Genomic DNA, 22,157 nt, shown 5'->3' on the forward strand with positions numbered 1-22,157 from the left:
TTACTCGCAAAACTCACCGTGATCGAGCCAAATTAGACCCTTCGACCGTCCTGTACTGAGACAAACCTCCGGCGATTCGGGCAAAGCGTCGCCCCGAATCACGCCTTTGCCGGGTCTGCAACTCGACCGTGCAACTCAGTCGACGGCAGTGACGGTGTAGCCGGCCTTGCGGAAATCCTCGACCAGGCCCTCCGCGCCAGGGAGGTGCAGGGCGCCGACCGCCATGAACACGTTGCCCTTGGCGAGGATCGGCCTGGCATGGTCGATCATCACCTTGTTGCGGCTGGTGATCATGATTTCCTCGAAGGCGGCATAGCTTGCTGAATCGTCTTCGTCGCCGGGAAGGACGGCACGAAACAGCGGCCAGAGCATGCCGGTGTCGCCGCGCTGGTAAAGCACGATCATGGTTTCATTGACGTCGTTCACCCTGTCGCCGAGCTTCAGGGTGTCGACGAGGCCCTTCATGTGAAACGCAAGCGGCAGCGAGGCCATGGCGCGAAGCTGGTCGGCGACGGTCTCCAACCCATCGACGGCCTTGCCTGAGGCTTTGGCGTCCTCTGCAAGCTTGATGTCGAGCACCGGCGTGCCGCCGGCCTGGCGGGCCAGTTCACAGGCCGGGAGCGCGACCATGGTCGACAGCATCCACGGCTTCATCTTGGCAACGCTCGCCGGTGGAATGCCGCGCGCGTCGAGCGCCTTGTTCACCGCCGCCGCATCGTCCGGCGACAGCAGCGAGGACAGCGTGGTGCTGTCGGTGAACATCATTAGCTCCGGCTCTTTCAGGAACGCCGCCATCATCTTCTGCTTGTCGAGCACCTCCGTGGTCTCGATGACGACAGTGTCGGCGGCGTCAAAGGCCTTTTGCGCGGCGGGCGGCAGCGCGGTCACGCGCGGGTCGGTCATGTGCATGGTGCCGAACAGGAAGGACGGTCTTTCGCCCGCCTTTTCCAGTTTCCACAACAGGCCCTTACCGTTCGGTGTCGCGGCCGCTTCCGTCTCGATCTTGCGGTAGGCGGCCGGGTCGTCCTTCTGCAAGGCCGACAGCATGTCGGCGCCGGCGCAGACCTGGGTTTCAGCCCCTGGGGTTTCAGCGCGCGCCCTGCCGGCGGCGAGCAGCGCGATGACGAGGAAAGAGAGGAAAAACAGGACGTTCAGCGCGACGAGCAGCTTCAGCGAAGCAAAGGCAGTGCGGTCGGCGATAGCAATGACGCGTTTCATGGCTCGCTTTTAGAGACAAAGAACGGCGAAACGGTTAACCGGCGCGGCAAAATTGTCTCGGACATCGTTCGACGGCGCATACCCTGGCTGCAACTTGCGAAATCATGCGTCGGCTACGCCCGCGGGTGGGCCGCTTCATAGATTTCGAGCAGCCTCGCGGTGTCGACGCCGGTATAGATCTGCGTCGTCGACAGGCTGGCGTGGCCCAAAAGTTCCTGGATGGTGCGCAGGTCGCCGCCCCGCCCAAGCAGATGTGTGGCGAAGGAATGGCGCAACGCATGCGGCGTGGCGGTGTCCGGCAGATTGAGCGCCGAGCGCAGCTTGGCCATGTCGCGCTGGACGATGGCCGGGTTGAGCGGGCCGCCGCGGGCGCCGCGAAACAGCAGACCCTTCGGATCGAGATGATAGGGGCAGAGCCGGCGGTATTGGGCGATCGCCCGCAGCGCGATCGGCAGCACCGGCACCAGCCGCGTCTTGCCGCCCTTGCCGGTGACGCGCAGCACCGTTTCATCAGGCGACGACAGGTCGCCGCCGGACAGGCCGAGCGCCTCGGAAATGCGCAGGCCCGAGCCGTAGAGCAGCGTCAGCACGGCGGCGTTGCGGGCGGCGATCCACGGTTGCTCCGCCAGCTGGCCTTCCACCGAAACGACGTGTTTCGCATCGCTTGCCGTCAGCGGCTTGGGCAGCGACTTCGGCTGCCGCGGCGCGCGCAGTGCCGCAGCACCCGCCGCATTGACGAGGCCGCGCCGCTCCAGAAAGCGCAGCAGCGAGCGGATGCCGGCGAGCCCCCGCCCGAGCGTGCGGGCGCCGGCGCCTCCGGCACGGCGGGCAGCCAGAAAGCCGCGCAGATCGGCCGGGCGCAGATCGGCTATATCCGAAATGCCGGGCGAGCCGCCGCAATGGCCGGTCAGGAAGTGCAGGAACTGGCGCGTGTCGCGCTCATAGGCTTCCACGGTTTCCGGCGACAGCCGGCGCTCGCGCGCCAGCATCTTGAGCCAGCTTTCGCGGGCCGCCTGAAGGTCTGGCTTGGCCGGGATGAGGAATTCCTGCATTGCGCTCTTCCGATATGCCGCTCTTCCATTTCCGGGCGATCTTCCGGCAGCCGGGTTAGGAAGCGGTGAAGAGCCGCGTCATTGAAATGACAAGAGCGTGGAGCTAGAGCAAGGCAAAGGATTTTTCCACCGATGACCAAACCGCAAAACCCTGTCCAGATGGCCGTGATCGGCGCCGCCCATGGCATCAAGGGCGAATTGCGCGTGAAAACCTTCACCGGCGATCCGCTGGCGCTGGCCGACTACGGGCCGCTCTATGCCAGGGACGGCCGCGCCTTCCAGATCGTCGACATCAGGCCGGCCAATAACGTCGTGGTGGTGCGCTTCAAAGGTATCAGCGACCGAAACGCTGCCGAGGCGCTCGCCGGCACGGAATTATTCGTCGACCGCTCGATGCTGCCGGACGACGGCGAAGAGGACGAGTTCTATCATGCCGATCTCGTCGGGCTGGCGGTCCGGGACGATACCGGTGCTGACATCGGCAAGGTCGTCGCCGTGCATAATTTCGGCGGTGGCGATATCCTCGACGTGATATTGGCGGGGCGCAAAGGCGTGCTGGTCCCGTTCACGCAGGCTGCCGTTCCTGACGTGTCGATCAAGGACGGTTTCGTCCGCATCGATCCGGCGGCGGCGGGCTTGATCGATGACGAAGACAGCGATGCTCCTGGCAGCGATGGTTTCGACCCGAAAGGCAGGCCGCGCGGGCCGAAGGACGCCGGGGGCAACCGGTGAGTTTTTCCGCCTCGGTGCTGACGCTCTATCCCGAAATGTTTCCCGGTGCACTCGGCGTGTCACTGGCCGGCCGGGCGCTGGAGGCCGGCACATGGTCGCTGGAAGCAATCCAAATCCGCGATTTCGCCACCGATCGCCATCGCACCGTCGACGACACGCCGGCCGGCGGCGGCGCCGGCATGGTGATGCGCGCCGACGTTCTGGCCAAGGCGATCGACCATAGCTCGCCACCGGGCGATCCACGGCCACGGCTGCTGATGAGCCCGCGTGGAAAACCGCTGACGCAGGTGCGTGTGCGCGAACTGGCCGCGGGGCCGGGCGCGGTGATCGTCTGCGGACGCTTCGAAGGCGTCGACCAGCGGGTGATTGACGCGCGGGGGCTGGAGGAGGTCTCGGTCGGCGACTTCATCCTCTCCGGCGGCGAGCCGGCAGCGCTGGTGCTGCTCGACGCCGTGGTGCGGCTGTTGCCCGGCGTGATGGGCAATACGGTGTCGGGCGATGAAGAGAGCTTTGAAAACGGCCTGCTCGAACATCCGCACTACACGCGTCCGCAGGAATTCGAGGGCCAGCAAATCCCCGAGGTTCTCACCTCGGGCAATCATCAGAAGATCGCCGCGTGGCGACGCGCCGAATCGGAAAGATTGACGAAAGAGCGGCGGCCGGACCTGTTAGCCGCTCAGCCCTTGGTGAAGTAATAGAAGGCAAGAAACACTCCGACCCCGACGACGAAGCCACGCACGGCAATTTGCGGCACGCGCTTGGCGATCCAGACGCCGGCATAGCCGCCCAGCGCGCCGCCCGGTATCATGACGATCGCCTGCCGCCAGGCGATGACGTCGCCGGAGACGAAGACCAGGATGGCTACTGCCGCGATGACCACGGCCAGCAGGTTCTTCAGCGCGTTGAGGCGGTGATAGTCGCCGGCCTGGGTGAGGCCGAGCGTCGCCAGCATCATGACGCCCATGCCGGCGCCGAAGAAGCCGCCATAGACGGCGGTGGCGAACTGCGCCAGGGAACCGACCAGCGAACCCACCGCGGCCTGACGGCCCGGCTTGGGCGCCGGCTTCAGCCACGGCCCGGCGGCGAACAGCGCGGTTGCCGCGAGCAGCAGCCAGGGCACCAGGACGCGAAACGACGGATTGTCGAGCGCCAGAAGGATGAGCGCACCGGCCAGCGCGCCAAAAGCCGAGATAAGGCCGAGCAGCAACGCGGTGCGCCAGAAATGCTTGATGTCGGACCAGTAGGCGAGCGTCGAGGTGATGTAGCCGGGAAATTGCGTCAGCGACGAGGTGGCGTTGGCGACGATCGGCGGCAAGCCGACCAGCGACATGGCGCCGAAGGTTATGAATGTCCCGCCGCCGGCTATGGCGTTGACGGCACCTGACAGAAAGCCCGCGAAAAAGAGCAGGGCCGCATCGAGAACTGGCATGGAGGGTGTTGCCGCCGGAGGAAAGTCACGTTCTGCCCGGCTTAAAAAGCTTGGGCCTTCAACGCAACCCCTGTGCCGGAAGATTGCGACGTTGACCAACGACCAAAAAAGAACGCGGCAAAGGCGTGACAAAGCGTCGAAATAGCTGTATGTGCGCGCCGAACCGGGAGAAAATCTGCCGGACCCGTCAACAATGACGGTGTAGTCGCCCCTGCCCGATGTTCTCGAACCCAGATGTTCTCGAATAAAGGGCATAGCCGAGCGGTCAATGGAACTGCAAGGCGAGTGTCGGACGCTCTGACTGTCGGAAGAACAAGAAGTGGATTTGTAGAGATGGATATCCTCCGTCAGCTCGAGGCCGAACAGGCCGCCAAGATCGAAGCCAAGCGCAAGCTTCCCGAATTCCAGCCCGGCGACACCGTACGCGTCCAGGTCCGCGTGACCGAAGGCACCCGCACCCGCGTCCAGGCCTATGAGGGCGTCGTCATCGCCCGCGCCGGCGCCGGTTTCCAGGAGAATTTCACCGTTCGCAAGATTTCCTACGGCGAAGGCGTGGAGCGCGTGTTCCCGGTCTTTTCGCCGATGGTCGAGGGCGTCGAGATCGTGCGCCGCGGCAAGGTGCGCCGCGCCAAGCTCTATTACCTGCGCGATCGTCGCGGCAAGTCGGCCCGCATTTCGGAAAACACCGGCGTGCGCGCCCGCAAGCTGAACGATGAGGAGCGCGATGCGCTGAACGCCGAGAAGGCCCGCATCGAGGCCGAGAAGGTGGCAGCCGCCCAGGCGCTGGCCGCCGAGAAGGCCGCGCAGGAAGCCGCCGAGAAGAAGGCCGCCGACGAGGCCGCCAAGGCCGAGGAAGCCGCTGCCGCCGAATAAGGCGAATTCAAAAACCATGTTTCGGAAAGGCGGCTTCGGCCGCCTTTTTTGCCTCGCGGAATGGGTTTCGATTTTGCCGGGCCGCCGGTGCGCAATCGAAACGGATCGTTCCGTAATGCCGTGAAAGCATGGAATCCATTTTCGCGCGAAGCCGCATCAAGCCGGCTTGCAAGGCGCCTGCGGAAAGCTAAAGTCGGCGCCGGATTTCCTGCAAGCCTCGACCATGTCGAGGCCGTTCAAATGCCCGGGGTGTACCATGATCAAATCGAAACTGCTGTTGGCCGGCCTGTTGGCTCTGGTACTTGCGCCCGTCGCCGCCCTGGCGCAGGCGCTGCCCGATCTCGGCGGCAAGAAGGTGGTGGTGGTGACGGAAAACGCCTATCCGCCGCTGCAGTTCATCGACGCCAAGACCGGCAAGCAGATCGGCTGGGAATATGACGCGATGAACGAGATCGCCAAGCGGCTGAATTTCCAGGTCGAGTACCAGAACACCTCCTGGGACGCGATGATCCAGGCGGTTTCCGACAACCAGTACAACATCGGCATGACCGGCATCACCATCAAGGACGATCGCAAGCAGAAGGTGGATTTCTCCGACCCCTATATGCGCTCGGAACAGTTCATGCTGGTGCGCGGCGACGAGAAGCGCTTCACCGACGCCAAGACGCTCGGCGCTTTCAAGGACGGGTTGATCGGCGCGCAACCCGGCACCACGCCGTTCTACACCGCTGTCTACAGCGTGCTCGACGGCAATGAGCAGAACCCGCGCATAAAACTGTTCGAGACGTTCGGCGCCACGGTGCAGGCGCTGAAGACCGGCGACGTCGATGTCGTGCTGACCGACGGCACTGCCGGCAAGGGCTATGTCGAGGCGTCCAATGGCGGGCTGAAGCTGATCGGCGGACCACTCGGCACCGAGGATTTCGGCTTTATTTTTCCGAAAGGCTCGGATCTGGTGAAACCGGTCAACGCAGCCATCGCCGCGCTGAAGGCCGACGGCACACTCGACGCGCTCAACAAGAAATGGTTCCTTGATTACAAGATGGGGCAGTGAGCTCGTCTTGCATGACGATTGCGCGCTAGAACGCTCACCGACTTTGCTCTGCGAGACCCCCCTCTGCCCTGCCGGGCATCTCCCCCTCACGGGGGGAGATTGGATGTCACCTCAGCTTTCGCTAATCTCCAAGGTTGGCAAGTGGGCGCTATCCGCGAAGCAGCCAATCTCCCCCCTTGAGGGGGAGATGTCCGGCAGGACAGAGGGGGGTGCCTTGGCACCATGCCTTCGCGATGTCTGCTTTGCCGGCGTCGCCTGATGCCGCCCCCTTCCACCGCCAAGTCCGACTTCCCCTGGTGGCTCGCCGCGGCCGCGGCGCTCGCCCTGGCAGCCGCTATCTTCATCGCCGCGAGCGACCTCTATGCCCAGGTTTTCGCGACCGTCGCCAAGGGCATCGGCATCACCGTGTTCGTCACAATGGTCGCCTTCGCGCTGGCCTCGGCAATCGGGCTCGGCATTGCGCTGATGGGGCTGTCGGGGTCGCGCTGGCTGCGCCAGATCGCGCGCTTCTATGTCGAGATCATTCGCGGCGTGCCAATGCTGGTGCTGTTGTTCTGGATCGCCTTCGCCGGCGCGCCGGCCTTCGTCGCGGGATGGAACGCGCTGACGGCGCCGCTGCAGAGCGCCGGCCTGTTCGGCGAGCTAATGATACGCGACGTATCGTTGCTATGGCGCGCCATCATGGCGCTGACCATCGGCTACTCGGCCTTCATCTCGGAGGTCTTCCGCGCCGGCATCGAGGCGGTCGAGAAGGGCCAGATCGAGGCCGCGAAGGCGCTGGGGCTGACGCGCACCCAGCGTTTTCGGCTGATCGTCTTTCCGCAGGCGATCCGCACCATCCTGCCGCCGCTCGGCAATGATTTCGTCGCCATGGTCAAGGATTCCTCGCTGGTCTCGGTGCTCGGCGTCGCCGACATCACCCAGATGGGCAAGATCTATGCAGCCGGCTCGTTCCGCTTCTTCGAGACCTATTCGATCGTCGCTTATATCTATCTCATCCTGACGGTCGGCCTGTCGCTGGCCTTGCGGGCGCTGGAGAAGCGGCTGCGCCGCCAAGATGAGCGATAGGCGGCAGGCGAGGACGGCGCTACCATGCGGCATATGTCCTGTGTCCGGAGAAAGCAGTGATCGTCGACAAAGCCAATGCGGCGCTGGATGCGGTCTATACGGCCGACACGCCGGAAGCGCTTGCCAAGGCCTACGCCGCCTGGGCTGCGACCTATGACAGCGAAACCGCCGCGCTCGGCTACCTCCTGCCGTTCCTGATCGCCGCCTGGGTGGCGCGCCATGTGCCGTCAGGCGAGGGGCCGCTGCTCGACGCCGGCTGCGGCACCGGCCTGTCGGGACCGTCGCTCAAGGCGCTGGGCTATGAGGACATCACTGGGCTCGACCTGTCGGCTGAAATGCTGAAAATCGCCGGCAGCCGGCAGGCTTACAGCGAGCTGAAACAGGCGATGCTCGGCGATCCGCTGCCCTGGCCGGACCGGCATTTCCGCGCCTTCTTCTCGACCGGCGTGTTCACCATCAGCCATGCACCGGCCTCCGGCCTGCATGAACTGGTGCGCATCACCAGGAAGGGCGGCCACGCCATCTTCACCGTTCGCGACCAGGTTTTTGCGAGCGGCGGGTTTCAGGCGACGTTCGACGAACTGGAGCAGGCGAAAAAATGGCGGCCGGTCGAAGAAAGCCCGTGGTTCCGCTGCTATGCGATCGCCGAACCTGAGGCGCTGGTGAAGACATTTGTGTTCGAGGTGGTTTGAATACCGGTTTGCAGAACCCAGGTTCTGCGAACGCCGCCGCGATTGCCGAAAAGCCAAAACATTGGTATGAGCCACGCCATGGAACAGCTTTTTGGCGATCCGGCTTACAAGGGTTTCGTGCTGCAGGACAGAAAACGCCTGCCGTCGCGGTTCTCGGCGCGCGTTTCCGGCGCTCTGACCAGCCGACTTCGCTGAGATATCCGGGCTAGGCCCTGTTTGCCGGCTAGCCGGCGCTAGTCGCTTCCCATTTTCATATCGACGGATTTACGCACATGAGCGCACCGCGCACCCTCTACGACAAGATATTCGACGACCATGTCGTCGACCGCCAGGACGACGGCACCTGCCTGCTCTATATCGACCGTCACCTCGTCCATGAAGTGACCAGCCCGCAAGCTTTCGAAGGCCTGCGCATGACCGGCAGAAAGGTCCGCCATCCGGAAAAGACGCTGGCCGTGGTCGATCACAATGTATCGACCTCGCCCGAGCGCAAGTTCGGCATCAAGAACGAGGAAAGCCGCATCCAGGTCGAGGCGCTGGCCAGGAACGCCAAGGATTTTGGCGTCGAATACTATTCCGAGAAGGATATCCGCCAGGGCATCGTCCACATCATCGGTCCGGAGCAGGGCTTTACGCTGCCCGGCATGACCATCGTCTGCGGCGACAGCCACACCTCGACGCATGGTGCGTTCGGCGCATTGGCGCACGGCATCGGCACGTCGGAAGTCGAGCATGTGCTGGCCACGCAGACGCTGATCCAGCGCAAGGCCAAGAACATGCTGGTGCGCGTGGACGGCGTGCTGCCGGAAGGCGTCACCGCCAAGGACATTATTTTGGCGATCATCGGCGAGATCGGCACTGCCGGCGGCACCGGCTACGTCATCGAATATGCCGGCGAAGCGATCCGCGCGCTGTCCATGGAAGGCCGCATGACCATCTGCAACATGTCGATCGAGGGCGGTGCCCGGGCCGGCCTGATCGCGCCTGACGAGACAACCTTCGCCTATGTCAAGGACAAGCCGCGCGCGCCGAAGGGCGAGGCATGGGACGCCGCGCTCGCCTACTGGAAGACGCTGCAGTCCGACGAGGGCGCGCATTTCGACAAGGTGGTCGTGCTCGACGCGGCGAAACTGCCGCCGATCGTCTCCTGGGGCTCCTCGCCCGAGGACGTCGTCTCGGTCCAGGGCATCGTGCCGAACCCCGACGATATCACCGATGAGAACAAGCGTACGTCCAAGCAGCGCGCGCTCGACTATATGGGCCTGACCCCAGGCACCAAGATCACCGATATCGCGCTCGACCGCGTCTTCATCGGCTCCTGCACCAACGGCCGCATCGAGGATCTCCGCGCTGTCGCCAAGGTGGTCGAGGGCAAGAAAGTCAGCCCTCACGTCGATGCGATGATCGTGCCGGGCTCCGGTCTGGTCAAGGAGCAGGCGGAGGCCGAAGGTCTCGACAAGATCTTTGTCGCCGCTGGCTTCGATTGGCGCGAGCCGGGCTGCTCGATGTGCCTTGCCATGAACGACGACCGGCTGAAGCCGCATGAGCGCTGCGCCTCGACCTCGAACCGCAATTTCGAGGGCCGCCAGGGTTTTAAGGGCCGCACCCATCTGGTGTCGCCGGCGATGGCGGCGGCGGCGGCGATCGCCGGCCATTTCGTCGACATCCGCGAGTGGAAATAACCCGCTGACGAGTTGCCAGAACCCGAACCGCGATGCGGTTCGGGTTCTCTTCACGCCGGGCGCCTGACGAATTCGTGGAATTGCTCACGGCGGCCGGGTTCATCCTTTGCCACCACGAGCGCCAGCTGCCGTTCGTCGAACAGCTTGAACCATTCGTCCCATTCGACCAGTTCGTAGCCGCCGGCGTTGGCCGGGCGTTCGGCCTGGTCCTGGTCCTGATAGGCATGCTGGCCGAAAACCAGCCTCAGCATGGCTTGCGTGCCTGTTTCGGGCGATACATCGACGATTGCCGGAAATCCGGCACGTGACGCGGCCCAAGAGCGAATTGCCTCGTGGTCGGTCAGCATGATCGTATCGGCCATGAAAGCGTCTCCATCGATTGCTGCTGGAAAACGCCGGTCGCGGTTTCAAGTTCCGTGCAACTGCTTCATGGGGGTCCTCGCGCATATTCGACTTTGCTTAACCGCTTGTTTGGGCTTGCGCCCTAAGGTCTCTCTTACGGAAGCGTGGGGGTTCACGGTCCTTTGGACAACGGTCTGCTGACAGGGTTACTCAACCCGACGATCGCGCTTGCGCTCGGCGCGGTGTTTCTCGTGCTGTGGTTTTATCAGCGTCACTGCGCCTATCTGGCTGTGCTCGCCGCCAGTTACTGGCTTTCGGCGGCCGGGTTCCTGCTGCAGTATTTCACCCTGCCCATCGGCATGGCGCCGACCAAACTGCTCTCCGTCACCTGCTTCACGATTGCTGCCAGCGGTCTCGCCGGCACGATCGTGACACGTTATGGACGGCGCGTGCCCTTTGTTGCGATCGGCTTTCTGGCGAGCGGCGGCCTGGCCGCTTTTTGCTGGTTCATGTTCATCCAGCCCGATCTCACCTGGCGAATCCTGGCGATGAATTTCGCTTTCGGCGGGCTCAGCCTGGTAGTCGCCGCCGAACTGCGCGTGGTGCGCGGCAGGGGCCCGACGGAAATGATGCTGTTCGTGCTGTCGCTGCTTTCCGGGCTGAATTTCGTCGCGCGCACCCTCGTTATTGTCATCGCGCATGGACCCTACCAAAGCTATGACGGGTTCTATGCCTCGTCCTACTGGACGACAGCGCTGCTGTCGCATGCACTGCTGTCGCTGCTCATCGCGCTTAGCCTGTTCTGCGCGGCTGCGCTCGACGTGATGAAAACGCTGAAGGCCGAGGCGTACACCGACCCGCTGTCGGGCCTGCTCAACCGGCGCGGCTTCGAGGAACGCGCCACGCATCTCCTGCAGCACTGCGCCACCGCCAACCTGCCGGTCGCGCTGGTGCTCGCCGACCTCGATCACTTCAAGGCAGTCAACGATCTGCACGGGCATGTGGCGGGTGATCGCGTGATCGCCGATTTCGCCGCCAAGCTTCGATCGGCTGCCGGCACCAGCGGCGTTGCCGGCCGCATCGGTGGCGAGGAGTTCGCGGTGCTTTTGCCGCTGAGCGACCTTGGCGCGGCAAGGCTGTTTGCCGAAGCCATTCGCACGCTCTATTCGGCGGGCAGCGTCGACGGGCTTCCGCCCGGCACAAGAGTGACGGCGAGCTTCGGCGTGGCGGCCCGCACTGGCGAAGAGGGGCTGGAGCCGCTGATGCGCCGCGCCGACGAGGCGCTTTACAAAGCCAAGCGGAACGGCCGCGACAGCGTGCGGCTATCCTATGAACGGTCGGCCCATGGACGGTCGGAAACAGCGCTGGTCGTGGAGCCGCTCAAAGCCGGCTGATCGTCCGCGCCTAGAGCATTTGCAGCCAAGGAAATCACTTGGCGCCGCAGAAATCGCAGCTAAAACAAATAAACAGCGCGGGGTGCGCGGTTCAATTCGAACGCATTCCGTCCTACGCCCATGTTAACGTCTTTTTCGCCCGTTGGTGATTTGCTGTCGCAGGGAGTGTGAAAGACCACATGGGCGGCGGCGCAGAGTTCATCCTTGCAATCAACCTGCTTGTCGCCGGCCTGCTGGCGGCCGCCTTCATGACCATATCGTTCAACGACGTGGCGCGCGCGCCGGCGCGCTGGCTGGTCTTCGGTTATCTGCTCGGGATAGCCTATTTCGCCATCGAGTTAAGCATTCCGCTCTTCGACAATGCACGACCCGCAGTCGTCGCGGGCTTCGCCGTTTTCCTGGGCGCCACCATCGCCTTCAATGGCGGGCTTGCCCATAAATACGCCGTGGCGCCGCCTTGGGTGCCGATGCTCGTCTTCCTGTTTGCGGCCACCGTGGCCGTGTATTTCGTGCAGGATCTGCCGCGCCAGTCGCTTGCCCGCATGATGGCCTACCAGCTTCCCTATGCCGCCATGCAGTTCGTCGGCGTCGGCATCGTCTGGTCGTCCAGGCAAAGACGCGACTGGCTCGACCATGCGCTGATGGCCGTACTGGCAGCCAGCGCCCTGCAATTCGTGAGCAAGCCGTTCATCGCTCATGCATTGGGCGGCTGGGGAGCCAATCCGCAGGCCTATTTGCAGAGCAATTACGCTCTGGTGTCGCAATCGCTTGGCACGGTGTTTGCCATGACAATCGCGCTTCTCATCCTGATCATTCTGGTCCGCGACGTGCTCGCCGAAGCGACGTCGAAGTCGGAGACGGACACGCTATCGAGGCTGCTCAACCGTGGCGGCTTCGAGCGTCATGCCGAGCTTGCGATGCGTGACGCCGTGCGCAGGGGTATTCCGGTCGCGCTGGTCATCGCCGACCTCGACCATTTCAAGAGCATCAACGACAGTTTCGGCCATGCATCCGGCGACAGGGTCATCGAGGCCTTTGCCGGCTTCCTGCGTGATGCGGCCGCCGAGCATCACGTCGCCGGCCGCATCGGTGGTGAGGAATTCGCCATCATCCTGCCGGGAACCAACCTCGCTGCCGCGCGGCTCTTCGCCGAAGGCACGCGCAGCGCTTTCGGGGCGTTGCCGATCGACTGTCTGCCGGCGAACCATCGTTGCACCGCCAGCTTCGGCGTTGCCGAGCTCCACCCGACTGAGAATTTTTCCGACCTGCTGCGGCGCGCCGACGAAGCGCTCTACCAAGCGAAGGGCAGCGGACGCAATTGCGTGCGGATCTCGATAGGATCAATCGCCGCCCGGCAGCCGGCTGTCGCCAATGTCGGGCCGAAGATCAGCGGCAGGGGCTAAGCTCCGGCATCTCGCCGTCGGAAAGCCCGTACATATAGCTGCGGCCCTTGACGAAAACCGGCGGCCTGTAGCAGTCGCGGCTGCTGACATCGTCCGGTTCGTCTTGATAGACGATTTTGGGCTTGCCGGCACCGACGTAATCCGACATTTCCTTGGCCAGTTCGCCCTCGCCAACGAGGATGCGCTTGTAGCCGGCGGCGCTCTCGATGACGAGGTTGCCGAAGGAATCGGCATAGACGCGGTCGCGCGTCCCGGCGCGTGCCGGCGCTGCGAAGCCGATGGCCACCGCCACCAGGACGACGGCCATCGAGACGGGCGCCGGAAGGCGCGATCTGGCTGAATTCGAACGCATGGCGTCCCTCATTTGTCAGAGGCCGAGTCTTGCTCAAATGATAAATTAACCTTTTCTTAACCATTGTTAAGAGGCCAGCCCTGCTGGCCGCCAGTTCTCGGCAAACATGGTTAATATCCGCGGCCATCTTTCGGCCATGCTTGCCACCACCATCGCGGCCGAGCGCGAGATCGGTTATCTTGGCAAGCATCGCGGCTGGATTGACGCGCAGGGAGACAGCACATGGCGTTAGGCCGGACGTTTCGGGTGACGCTGGCCCTTTGTCCATTGCTGACCACACTTGCCTGCGTGTCTCAAACCAATGCGCCAGCCGCCGCGCCCGATTCACCGCAGCCGCGCACCGCAACCTACAGTTGCGCCGATGGCGCCAGGATCACCATCGAAAATCTCGGCACATCGGTGCGGGTGCTTGGTCCGGACGGCGCCAGCGAGGACCTGCCGGCCTCGCCAGCCAATCAAAACAGCCGCTTCGGCGCGGCGCATGACGCAATCGTGATCGACGGGCGCGACGCGCTGGTGATGAAGGGCGGGAAGACGCCGCTGACCTGCAAGCGCTAGGGGCATGCCGATATTCAGGTGAGGCCGGTCTGCCCACAGTGGTTTCCTGCGCTTCCGGTACTCACGTACCCAAAAGTACGCTCCGTTCCGGTTCTCGGAACCACTGTTCGCCACCGCCTGACCTGAAATCTCAACATGCTCCAAGCCGTAGGGTCGATACCACATACCGCACCGCAGCGAACATTGCGCCGGCTTTGGGTCGCGCCCTAATCGATTGAAGCGAAACCCCGCCTTTTGTCAGACTAAATTACGTTTTCGAAACGATTTTCCGGCTTTGACGCGGTGCAAAAAGAGCATTAGAAACCGGTCTGTCCAAAGTCGCAACCGGAAGCGGTAATGCCGCATTTCCACCTGGGCTCCAAGAGACGCCGAACTTGGGACGCCGAACTGGGGGAGCCATGAGCAAATCACCAGCCACCCGCGAATTTGCCAGACGTGAACGGCCGCTGTCGCCGCATCTGACCGTCTATCGACCGCCGATCACGATGACGATGTCGATCATCCATCGCATCACCGGCGGGGCGCTCTATTTCGGCACGCTGCTGGTCGCGCTGTGGCTGATGGCGGCGGCGAGCTCGCAGTCCACCTTCGATGCCGTCAACTGGGCCTTCGGCTCGTGGCTGGGGCGGCTGGTGCTGTTGTTCTATACCTGGGCGCTGATGCACCACATGCTGGGCGGCGTGCGCCATCTGATCTGGGACACCGGGGCCGGTCTTGAAAAGGACACCGCCTCCAGGGTCGCCTGGGCGACGCTGGCCGGCTCGATCGTACTGACGCTGCTGATCTGGATCGCCGGCTACATGGCGCGGGGAGCCTGATCGTGAGCCACCACAACACCGACATGCGCACGCCGCTGGCCAAGGTCCGCGGCCTCGGCTCCGCCCGCGAGGGCACGGAGCATTTCTGGCGCCAGCGCCTGACGGCGATCGCCAACATTCCGCTGATCCTGTTCTTCGTCGGCTTTCTGATCGCGCTGAACGGCGCCGGCTATGCGCAAGTGCGCGCCGCACTTGCCAACCCGTTCGTGGCGCTGGTCCTGGCCCTGGTGCTGTTGTCCGGGCTCTACCATATGCGGCTCGGCATGCAGGCGATCATCGAAGATTATGTGCATGGCGAGGGCATGAGGCTGGCGCTGCTCGCCCTCAACACATTCTTTCCCGTAGTGGTCGGCGTCGCCTCGATCTTCGCCCTGCTCAAACTGGCATTTGGAGGCTGAAATTTTGGCCAAGGTCGCGAACAACGCCAACACGGCGTCCGCCTACAGCTATGTCGACCACAAATTCGACGTGGTTGTGGTCGGTGCCGGCGGCTCCGGCCTGCGCGCCACGCTCGGCATGGCCGAACAGGGCCTGCGCACCGCCTGCATCACCAAGGTTTTCCCGACGCGATCGCACACTGTCGCCGCTCAGGGCGGCATCGCCGCCTCGCTGTCCAACATGGGCCCCGATTCCTGGCAGTGGCACATGTACGACACCGTGAAAGGATCGGACTGGCTCGGCGACGTCGACGCCATGGAATATCTGGTGCGCGAAGCACCCGCCGCCGTCTACGAGCTCGAGCATTACGGCGTGCCGTTCTCGCGCACCGAAGAGGGCAAGATCTACCAGCGGCCGTTCGGCGGCCATATGATGAATTTCGGCGACGGCCCGCCGGTGCAGCGCACCTGTGCGGCCGCCGACCGCACCGGCCACGCCATCCTGCACACGCTCTACGGCCAGTCGCTGAAGAACAACGCGCAGTTCTTCATCGAGTATTTCGCGCTCGACCTGATCATGGAGCCGGACGGCACCTGCACCGGCGTCGTCGCCTGGAACCTCGACGACGGCACCATCCACCGTTTTTCGGCAAAAATGGTGGTGCTGGCGACCGGCGGCTATGGCCGCGCCTATTTCTCGGCGACCTCGGCGCACACCTGCACCGGCGACGGCGGCGGCATGGCAGCGCGGGCCGGGCTGCCGCTGCAGGACATGGAATTCGTGCAGTTCCACCCGACCGGCATCTACGGCGCCGGCTGCCTGATCACCGAGGGCGCGCGCGGCGAAGGCGGCTATCTCGTCAATTCCGAGGGCGAGCGCTTCATGGAGCGCTATGCGCCGTCGGCCAAGGACCTTGCCTCGCGTGACGTGGTCTCGCGCTGCATGACGCTGGAGATCCGCGAGGGACGCGGCGTCGGCAAGAACAAGGACCATATTTTCCTCCACCTCGACCACCTCGATCCGGCCGTTTTGCACGAGCGACTTCCGGGCATTTCGGAGTCGGCAAAAATCTTTGCCGGCGTCGATTTGACCAAGGAGCCGATCCCGGTGCTGCCGACGGTCCACTACAATATGGGCGGCGTGCCGACCAATTATTGGGGCGAGGTGCTCAACCCCACCGCCTTGAACCCGGACCAGGTGTCGCCCGGGCTGATGGCGGTCGGCGAAGCCGGCTGCGCCTCCGTCCACGGCGCCAACCGGCTGGGCTCCAACTCGCTGATCGATCTGGTGGTGTTCGGCCGTGCGGCGGCGATCCGGGCTGGCCAGGTGATCGACCGCAACGCGGCGATCCCGTCGCCCAACGAGGCCTCGGTCGACAAGATCATCGACCGCTTCGACCGGCTGCGCCACGCCAACGGCTCGACGCCGACGGCGGTTTTGCGCGAAAAGATGCAGAAGGCGATGCAGGACGATGCGGCGGTGTTCCGCACCCAGGAATCGCTGCAAAGCGGCTGCAAGCGCATTTCGCAGATCTGGGGCGAGCTCAAGGACGTAAAAGTGTTCGACCGCTCGATGATCTGGAACTCAGACCTGGTCGAGACGCTGGAGCTGGAAAACCTGATGGCCAACGCCATCACCACGGTCTACGCCGCCGAGGCGCGCAAGGAGAGCCGTGGCGCACATGCGCGGGAGGATTTTTCGGCGCGCGACGACGCGAACTGGCGCAAGCACGCGCTGTCCCGGCTCAGCGAGGCCGGCGAGGTGTCGCTCAGCTATCGGCCGGTGCACACCGAGCCGCTGCTTAGGGAAGCCGACGGCGGCATCAACCTGGCCAAGATCGCGCCCAAGGCCAGGGTGTATTGAGGTGAAATACTTAGCCGTCCCGATGCTTTCGATTGTTGCCGGTGGTTGCACGGCGTCAGCTGACACTGTCTATCTTTATGATAACGCAGGCAGATTCTCAAAGATGTTTAACGACATCCCGGTTTGGAGGGACGCGTCCAGCGCGCAGTCGTCAAACAGATTTTGGTTCGAGAAAGGCAATGGGCCAGTTAGGTGCGTGGTAGGAGACGGGGATTTGCCAGCCCGTGCCGCGAGAAGGCAAATTATAGAGAAAGCCGTGGAAGTGCGCGTATACGGCAGTTGCACGGGATTCGTAAATTCCCGCTATGTTCACGCGGAGAAATAGGGTGGCATTGGCGGTCGCAGGATATTCCGGCACGCCGATCCGAAAGGACCTGAGGTAATGGTCGAACTGACGCTTCCCAAGAACTCGAAGATCAAGGCCGGGAAAACCTGGCCGAAGCCGGAGGGTGCGACCAATCTGCGGGAGTACCGCATCTACCGCTGGTCGCCGGACGATGACGAGAACCCGCGCATGGACACTTATTTCGTCGACATGGACGATTGCGGGCCGATGGTGCTCGACGCGCTGCTCTGGATCAAGAACAAGATCGACCCGACGCTGACGCTGCGCCGCTCCTGCCGCGAGGGCATTTGCGGCTCCTGCGCCATGAATATCGACGGTTCCAACACGCTTGCCTGCACCAAGGGCTGCGACGACATTTCCGGTGCGATCAAGGTCTACCCGCTGCCGCATATGCCGGTGGTCAAGGACCTGGTGCCCGACCTGACCAATTTCTACGCCCAGCACGCCTCGATCGAGCCGTGGCTGAAGACGGTGTCGCCCGAACCGGCCAAGGAATGGCTGCAGAGCCATGAGGACCGCGAAAAGCTCGACGGGCTCTATGAATGCATCCTGTGTGCCTGCTGCTCGACCTCATGCCCGAGCTACTGGTGGAACGGCGACCGCTATCTCGGCCCGGCGACGCTGCTGCAGGCCTATCGCTGGCTGATCGATTCCCGGGACGAGGCCAAGGGCGAACGGCTCGACAATCTCGAAGACCCGTTCCGGCTCTATCGCTGCCACACCATCATGAACTGCGCCCAGACTTGTCCCAAGGGGCTGAACCCGGCCAAGGCGATCGCCGAGATCAAGAAGATGATGGTGGAGAGAAGGGTTTAGCTTCGGACGGGTTGCTGCAGGGATCATTTCGTCGGTAGTGATCCTTCGCGCCGGCGCTGTCCCGCCGACTTCAAAGGAAGCCGACCCATGACCGATACCGAACTCCCCATCCTCTCTCCCGTCGAAGCGCGCGTGCTCGGTTGCCTGATCGAAAAGAAGGAACTGACGCCCGACATCTACCCGCTGACGCTCAATGCGGCACTTGCCGCCGCCAACCAGAAGACGGCGCGCGAGCCGGTGATGTCGGTCGAGCTTGTCGAGGTGAGACGAGCGCTTGGCCAACTCGAGCACAAGGGGCTGGTCAGGCAGGTCTTTGCCTCGCGCGTCGAGCGCTACGAGCATGTCGTCGCGCAGCGCTTTTCGCTGACCTCGGCGCAGATTACGCTGCTTGGGCTGCTGTTGCTGCGCGGTCCGCAGACCGCCTATGAATTGCTGGCGCGCAGCGAGCGCATGGCGCGGTTGCCCTCCATCGACGAGCTTCGCAGCAATCTCGACCTGTTGATCGGCCGCAAGCCGCCGCTCGTTCAGCAGATCGATCGTGGTCCCGGCCAGCGTGAGGACCGCTATGTGCATCTCCTGGGCGGGCCGGTGCAGCTGTCGGCTGCCGCAGCGCCCTTGCAAGCGCCTTCGCCGGCCTCGGATCTCGAAGCGCGCGTGCAGGCTCTCGAGGAAGAGGTCGCACAGCTGCGCGCACGCATCGACGCGCTGACCGGCGACGGACGCTGATGACCTTTTGAGGTGTTGGAGGGACGTGAAGGATCGCCTACGCCGCACAAATGAAAACGCCGGCCTTGGAGCCGGCGTTTATCACCTCATGCCATCTGCTCAGCCGAGCTTGGCGTCGAGCGAAACCTTTATGGCGCCGAGCGCCTTCGAGACCGGGCATTCGGCCTTGGCCTTCTCGGCCAGCTCCTGGAACTTCGCCGCATCGATGCCCGGCACCTTGCCGACCACCGTGAGCGCGCTGCCGGTGATCCCCGTGCCAGGGACCAGCGTCACCACCGCCTTGGCGTCGAGTTCGGTGGCGGGGGTGCCGTTCTCGGCCAGGAAGTGAGAGAACTGCATGGCGTAGCAGCCGGCATGCGCGGCGGCGATGAGTTCCTCGGGATTGGTGCCGGCCTTGCCGCTTTCGTCCTCGAACCGCGCCTTGAACGAGTACGGCGTGCCTTTCAGGGCCGCGCTCTGCGTGTCGAGCGTGCCGTTGCCCTCTTTCAGATTGCCTTTCCAGACGGCGTTTGCGGTGCGGTCCATGAATTCCTCCTTGATTGTGGTGGCTGAGCCGTGATCGGCGTCTGGTCGACTATAGCGCGCGCGGGCACGAAGGCCACCCGTGCTTTCGCGCCAATGACGACGCGAAAAAAAATCCGCGTGCAAAAAATGTCGACTTCCATCTGCCTCGGCCGTCCTGCGGGCGGCCACGGGTTTCGTGGCCGAATGGAGGACACCATGAATAGTCTGTTTTCTGCTCACTGGAGTGACACCGGCCGAAAGGCGGCTGAACAGGAACCTGACCGGTTGGATCGGCAACCTTCAGGTTTCGGTCGACTGCTTGCTGCGGTCGCCATGATTGGGGTTGCGGTATCCCTTCTCGATCATGCGGCGGTCAAAAGCCCGGCTGGGACCTTGATCGCCAACAGTTCGTCCCAACAAGGAAGATGAGAGATGAAATATGTTTGCCTGGTTTATGGTGAGGAAAAAGACCTTTACGCAATGAGCCCGGAGAGGCTGGCCAGGCTCGACGCCGACTCGCTGGCCTATGACAAATCGGTGGAGCAAAGCGGCCGGCTGATCATCGCGCAGGCGCTGCAGTCGGTAAAAACCTCGAAAACCGTGCGCCGGCGCAAGGGCAAGCGGCTGATCACCGATGGTCCCTTCGCCGAGACCAAGGAGCAATTGCTCGGCTTCGTCGTGATCGAGGCGGGGGATATCGACGAGGCGCTGGAGATTGCTGGCGGGATTCCGCTGGCCGAAATCGGCACCATCGAGGTCAGGGCGATCTACAACGTGCCGGGATCTTGAACATAATTCCGGTTGCGTCCGGCGGAATCGATTTCTTCGGCGGGCGCAACTTTTGCGTGTTGAAGCGAGACAGCACTTCTCCTATCGTCGCTGCGGTTGGGGGATTTCGGGCATGCATATACTGATTGCTGCAATTGGGCTGTTGGGAGCGGCGGCGTTCTGGTGGTATCGGATGAAGGCCATGAACGATGCGGCGCGCGAGGTCGCGGACGTCGTTGGGCGTGTTCAAGGCAACATTCGGCGCAAGAGGTTGCGCAAGCAGGCGGCGCTCTCACCGCTGACGGCGATCGACGATCCGGTCGTGGCGGCCGCGACGCTGATCACCGCCATCATTGCCGAGAACGGCCCTGTCCTGTCGCAGCGCGAAGCCGTGATTCGGTCGGTGATTTCGGAGATTGCAGACGACAAGAAGACCGATGAGGCTGTGGTCTACGCCAAATGGGCGGCGTCCCAGATCGACGATGCCACGATCGTCATCGACAAACTGGCGCCGTTCCTGCGCGAACGTCTCGATGTGACTGAGCGAAACGATTTACTGCAGATGGTGAACCGCGCGGCGCAGGCTGGTGAGCAACCCCTAAAAATATCCGACCAGAGGATACTGAGGCTGCGCCAGAAGCTCGGCTTCGAGGTCAACTAAGGGTGTGCTGATATTCAGGTGATGCCGGCCCGTCAGTCGGGTTCAGATCGCCTCGCCCTTGAGCAGTTTCGGCGTGTCGCCGGACAGACCGGACGCCTGGCGGATGAAGAAATCCTTCAGCCGCGGCATGCGTTCGACGAGACCGAGGCCGATGTCGCGGACGGCGCGCAACGGGCCGATGTCGTTGGAAAACAGACGGTTCAGGACATCGGTGGTGATGCCCATCTGCAGCGTGTCGAAGCGCCGCCACTGCTGGTAGCGTTCGAGCACGTCGAGCGCACCGACATCCTGGCCGAGCCGGTCGGCCTCGACCACCACTTCGGCCAATGCCGCGACATCCTTGAAACCGAGATTGAGGCCCTGGCCGGCGATCGGGTGGATGCCGTGGGCGGCGTCGCCGGCGAGCGCAATGCGCGGCGCGACGAAATCGCGGGCGATGGTCAGGCCGAGCGGCCAGGCGCGCGGCCTGTCGGCGACGCGAATTTCGCCGAGCTTCAGGCCAAACCGCTGTTCCAGCTCGTGCTCGAAGACGAGGTCGTCGCCGTCGACCAGTTTTTCGGCGTCTTCCGACCGCTCGACCCAGACGATCGACGAGCGGTGAGTGCCGTCCTTATCCGGCTTGAGCGGCAGCGTGGCGAACGGGCCGGCTGGCAGAAAATGCTCTTCGGCGCGGCCATTATGCGGCCGTTCATGCGCGACGGTGCAGACGATGCCGGACTGGCCGTAGTCCCATTTCACCGTCTTGATGCCGGCCATGTCGCGCAGCTTCGAGTTGACGCCGTCGGCGGCGATCAGCAGCCGCGCCTTCAGCGTCGCGCCGTCGGCAAGATGCACCGTGATGCCGGCGCCGTTGACGTCGAAGGCACTGACGGCGACGCCTTCGATGATGTCGATGCCGAGTGTTTCAGCGCGCCGGCGCAAGGCGCCATTCAAATCCCGGTTGGCCACCATATGCGCAAACGCTTCGCCGGGCGCGACCTCGCCATCGAACGTGAGAAACACCGGGCGCAACGGATCGGAGGTGCGCGAATCGGTGACGATCATCTCGGTGATCGCCTGCGCCTCGGGGGCGATCTCGGCCCAGACGCCGAGCTGGTCGAGCATGCGGCAAGCGGCAGCGGCGATCGCCGAGGCGCGGCCGTCCTTTTGCCAGATGCCGGCGGGCGCGGCGTCGACGACAGCGACCGCCAGGCTCGGTCGTGCCTGTTTCAGCGATACGGCGGCGGCAAGGCCGACATAGCCGGCGCCGGCGACCAGAATGTCGAGCGCGGTTCCCGCCTTGTCGACCATCGCAAATTCCTTTCCGGCCAATTCCTTTCCGGCCTTGACTGCCCGTCATTCCTGTCGGAAACCGCCATAACACTTTTGCGGCTTCTGAAGCTCGCTTCGAGTGAAATATCGAAATTAAGGCGAACTTCGGAATCAAAA

General features: G+C 63.5%; 26 protein-coding genes. 19 read left to right on the top strand and 7 right to left on the bottom strand.

What is annotated here, in order from left to right; translation table 11 throughout:
* Positions 1-135: 135 nt before the first annotated feature.
* A complete protein-coding gene (locus AC0L2A_RS26350; protein WP_128187223.1) occupies positions 136-1,218 on the bottom strand; it encodes a TraB/GumN family protein in 1,083 nt (360 codons plus the stop codon).
* Between the two features lie 113 nt (positions 1,219-1,331).
* Positions 1,332-2,270, bottom strand: coding sequence for a tyrosine recombinase XerC (locus AC0L2A_RS26355; RefSeq protein ID WP_128187221.1), 939 nt, complete (start codon positions 2,268-2,270; stop codon positions 1,332-1,334).
* A gap of 132 nt (positions 2,271-2,402) precedes the next feature.
* Between AC0L2A_RS26355 and rimM the strand changes: the two genes are divergently transcribed.
* Together rimM and trmD are read left to right on the top strand one after the other, a co-directional pair.
* Positions 2,403-3,002, top strand: a complete 600-nt coding sequence (gene rimM, locus AC0L2A_RS26360) for a ribosome maturation factor RimM (protein WP_287222732.1) — start codon at positions 2,403-2,405, stop codon at positions 3,000-3,002.
* Positions 2,999-3,697 carry a tRNA (guanosine(37)-N1)-methyltransferase TrmD gene (gene trmD, locus AC0L2A_RS26365; protein ID WP_473611280.1) on the top strand — a complete coding sequence of 233 codons (699 nt, stop codon included), beginning with the start codon at positions 2,999-3,001 and terminating at the stop codon, positions 3,695-3,697. The genes rimM and trmD overlap by 4 nt, the downstream gene beginning before the upstream one ends.
* Here trmD and AC0L2A_RS26370 read toward each other — a convergent pair.
* Positions 3,679-4,431 (bottom strand): sulfite exporter TauE/SafE family protein, encoded by a 753-nt coding sequence (locus AC0L2A_RS26370; RefSeq protein WP_091592219.1) that lies wholly within the window; start codon positions 4,429-4,431, stop codon positions 3,679-3,681. The two genes, trmD and AC0L2A_RS26370, sit on opposite strands and share 19 nt — an antisense overlap.
* A gap of 333 nt (positions 4,432-4,764) precedes the next feature.
* Here AC0L2A_RS26370 and rplS point away from each other — a divergent pair, with 333 nt between their 5' ends.
* The 5 genes from rplS to leuC all read left to right on the top strand — a co-directional run bounded on the left by rplS (position 4,765) and on the right by leuC (position 9,800).
* Positions 4,765-5,304, top strand: coding sequence for a 50S ribosomal protein L19 (gene rplS, locus AC0L2A_RS26375; protein WP_023800592.1), 540 nt, complete (start codon positions 4,765-4,767; stop codon positions 5,302-5,304).
* Positions 5,305-5,560: 256 nt separating this feature from the next.
* Entirely contained in the window at positions 5,561-6,358 is a 798-nt protein-coding gene (locus AC0L2A_RS26380; RefSeq protein ID WP_473611281.1) for a transporter substrate-binding domain-containing protein, read from the top strand.
* Positions 6,359-6,616: 258 nt separating this feature from the next.
* Positions 6,617-7,426: an amino acid ABC transporter permease gene (locus AC0L2A_RS26385; protein WP_473611282.1), complete on the top strand. Its 810-nt coding sequence runs from the start codon at positions 6,617-6,619 to the stop codon at positions 7,424-7,426.
* A gap of 56 nt (positions 7,427-7,482) precedes the next feature.
* Positions 7,483-8,118, top strand: coding sequence for a class I SAM-dependent DNA methyltransferase (locus AC0L2A_RS26390; protein WP_473611284.1), 636 nt, complete (start codon positions 7,483-7,485; stop codon positions 8,116-8,118).
* Positions 8,119-8,390: 272 nt separating this feature from the next.
* Positions 8,391-9,800, top strand: coding sequence for a 3-isopropylmalate dehydratase large subunit (gene leuC / locus AC0L2A_RS26395; RefSeq protein ID WP_027153727.1), 1,410 nt, complete (start codon positions 8,391-8,393; stop codon positions 9,798-9,800).
* A 50-nt stretch (positions 9,801-9,850) separates the two neighbouring features.
* On the opposite strand, the gene AC0L2A_RS26400 is transcribed toward leuC, so the two are convergent.
* A complete protein-coding gene (locus AC0L2A_RS26400) occupies positions 9,851-10,162 on the bottom strand; it encodes a hypothetical protein (RefSeq protein ID WP_023800585.1) in 312 nt (103 codons plus the stop codon).
* 162 nt (positions 10,163-10,324) lie between these two features.
* Here AC0L2A_RS26400 and AC0L2A_RS26405 point away from each other — a divergent pair, with 162 nt between their 5' ends.
* Together AC0L2A_RS26405 and AC0L2A_RS26410 are read left to right on the top strand one after the other, a co-directional pair.
* Positions 10,325-11,536 (top strand): GGDEF domain-containing protein, encoded by a 1,212-nt coding sequence (locus AC0L2A_RS26405; protein ID WP_473611285.1) that lies wholly within the window; start codon positions 10,325-10,327, stop codon positions 11,534-11,536.
* 179 nt (positions 11,537-11,715) lie between these two features.
* Positions 11,716-12,939 carry a GGDEF domain-containing protein gene (locus AC0L2A_RS26410; RefSeq protein ID WP_473611286.1) on the top strand — a complete coding sequence of 408 codons (1,224 nt, stop codon included), beginning with the start codon at positions 11,716-11,718 and terminating at the stop codon, positions 12,937-12,939.
* Here the strand turns inward: AC0L2A_RS26410 and AC0L2A_RS26415 are convergent.
* Positions 12,923-13,291 carry a hypothetical protein gene (locus AC0L2A_RS26415; protein ID WP_473611288.1) on the bottom strand — a complete coding sequence of 123 codons (369 nt, stop codon included), beginning with the start codon at positions 13,289-13,291 and terminating at the stop codon, positions 12,923-12,925. The two genes, AC0L2A_RS26410 and AC0L2A_RS26415, sit on opposite strands and share 17 nt — an antisense overlap.
* 106 nt (positions 13,292-13,397) lie before the next feature.
* Between AC0L2A_RS26415 and AC0L2A_RS26420 the strand changes: the two genes are divergently transcribed.
* From AC0L2A_RS26420 to AC0L2A_RS26450, 7 genes are all read left to right on the top strand, one after another.
* Complete coding sequence (locus AC0L2A_RS26420; RefSeq protein WP_473611289.1) at positions 13,398-13,523, top strand: hypothetical protein; 126 nt, start codon at positions 13,398-13,400, stop codon at positions 13,521-13,523.
* A complete protein-coding gene (locus AC0L2A_RS26425) occupies positions 13,514-13,849 on the top strand; it encodes a hypothetical protein (RefSeq protein ID WP_473611290.1) in 336 nt (111 codons plus the stop codon). The genes AC0L2A_RS26420 and AC0L2A_RS26425 overlap by 10 nt, the downstream gene beginning before the upstream one ends.
* 398 nt (positions 13,850-14,247) lie before the next feature.
* Complete coding sequence (sdhC, locus tag AC0L2A_RS26430; RefSeq protein ID WP_077380892.1) at positions 14,248-14,667, top strand: succinate dehydrogenase, cytochrome b556 subunit; 420 nt, start codon at positions 14,248-14,250, stop codon at positions 14,665-14,667.
* A 23-nt stretch (positions 14,668-14,690) separates the two neighbouring features.
* Positions 14,691-15,065, top strand: a complete 375-nt coding sequence (gene sdhD / locus AC0L2A_RS26435; RefSeq protein ID WP_268929907.1) for a succinate dehydrogenase, hydrophobic membrane anchor protein — start codon at positions 14,691-14,693, stop codon at positions 15,063-15,065.
* Positions 15,066-15,069: 4 nt separating this feature from the next.
* Positions 15,070-16,908 carry a succinate dehydrogenase flavoprotein subunit gene (gene sdhA, locus AC0L2A_RS26440; protein ID WP_473611292.1) on the top strand — a complete coding sequence of 613 codons (1,839 nt, stop codon included), beginning with the start codon at positions 15,070-15,072 and terminating at the stop codon, positions 16,906-16,908.
* Between the two features lie 382 nt (positions 16,909-17,290).
* A complete protein-coding gene (locus AC0L2A_RS26445) occupies positions 17,291-18,070 on the top strand; it encodes a succinate dehydrogenase iron-sulfur subunit (RefSeq protein WP_473513156.1) in 780 nt (259 codons plus the stop codon).
* Positions 18,071-18,157: 87 nt separating this feature from the next.
* Complete coding sequence (locus AC0L2A_RS26450; protein WP_473611293.1) at positions 18,158-18,796, top strand: YceH family protein; 639 nt, start codon at positions 18,158-18,160, stop codon at positions 18,794-18,796.
* 99 nt (positions 18,797-18,895) lie between these two features.
* Here the strand turns inward: AC0L2A_RS26450 and AC0L2A_RS26455 are convergent, their stop codons facing one another.
* The gene (locus AC0L2A_RS26455) at positions 18,896-19,321 is read right to left on the bottom strand and encodes an OsmC family protein (RefSeq protein ID WP_287222750.1); all 426 of its coding nucleotides are present in this window, start codon (positions 19,319-19,321) and stop codon (positions 18,896-18,898) included.
* A gap of 30 nt (positions 19,322-19,351) precedes the next feature.
* Here AC0L2A_RS26455 and AC0L2A_RS26460 point away from each other — a divergent pair, with 30 nt between their 5' ends.
* From AC0L2A_RS26460 to AC0L2A_RS26470, 3 genes are all read left to right on the top strand, one after another.
* The gene (locus tag AC0L2A_RS26460; RefSeq protein ID WP_473611295.1) at positions 19,352-19,729 is read left to right on the top strand and encodes a hypothetical protein; all 378 of its coding nucleotides are present in this window, start codon (positions 19,352-19,354) and stop codon (positions 19,727-19,729) included.
* Positions 19,730-19,732: 3 nt separating this feature from the next.
* Entirely contained in the window at positions 19,733-20,089 is a 357-nt protein-coding gene (locus tag AC0L2A_RS26465) for a YciI family protein (RefSeq protein ID WP_473611296.1), read from the top strand.
* Positions 20,090-20,201: 112 nt separating this feature from the next.
* Positions 20,202-20,729 (top strand): hypothetical protein, encoded by a 528-nt coding sequence (locus tag AC0L2A_RS26470; protein ID WP_287194757.1) that lies wholly within the window; start codon positions 20,202-20,204, stop codon positions 20,727-20,729.
* 42 nt (positions 20,730-20,771) lie between these two features.
* Here AC0L2A_RS26470 and AC0L2A_RS26475 read toward each other — a convergent pair whose 3' ends face one another.
* Complete coding sequence (locus tag AC0L2A_RS26475) at positions 20,772-22,019, bottom strand: ubiquinone biosynthesis hydroxylase (protein WP_473611297.1); 1,248 nt, start codon at positions 22,017-22,019, stop codon at positions 20,772-20,774.
* Positions 22,020-22,157: the final 138 nt, after the last annotated feature.

Source organism: Mesorhizobium sp. WSM4844, from assembly GCF_055811775.1.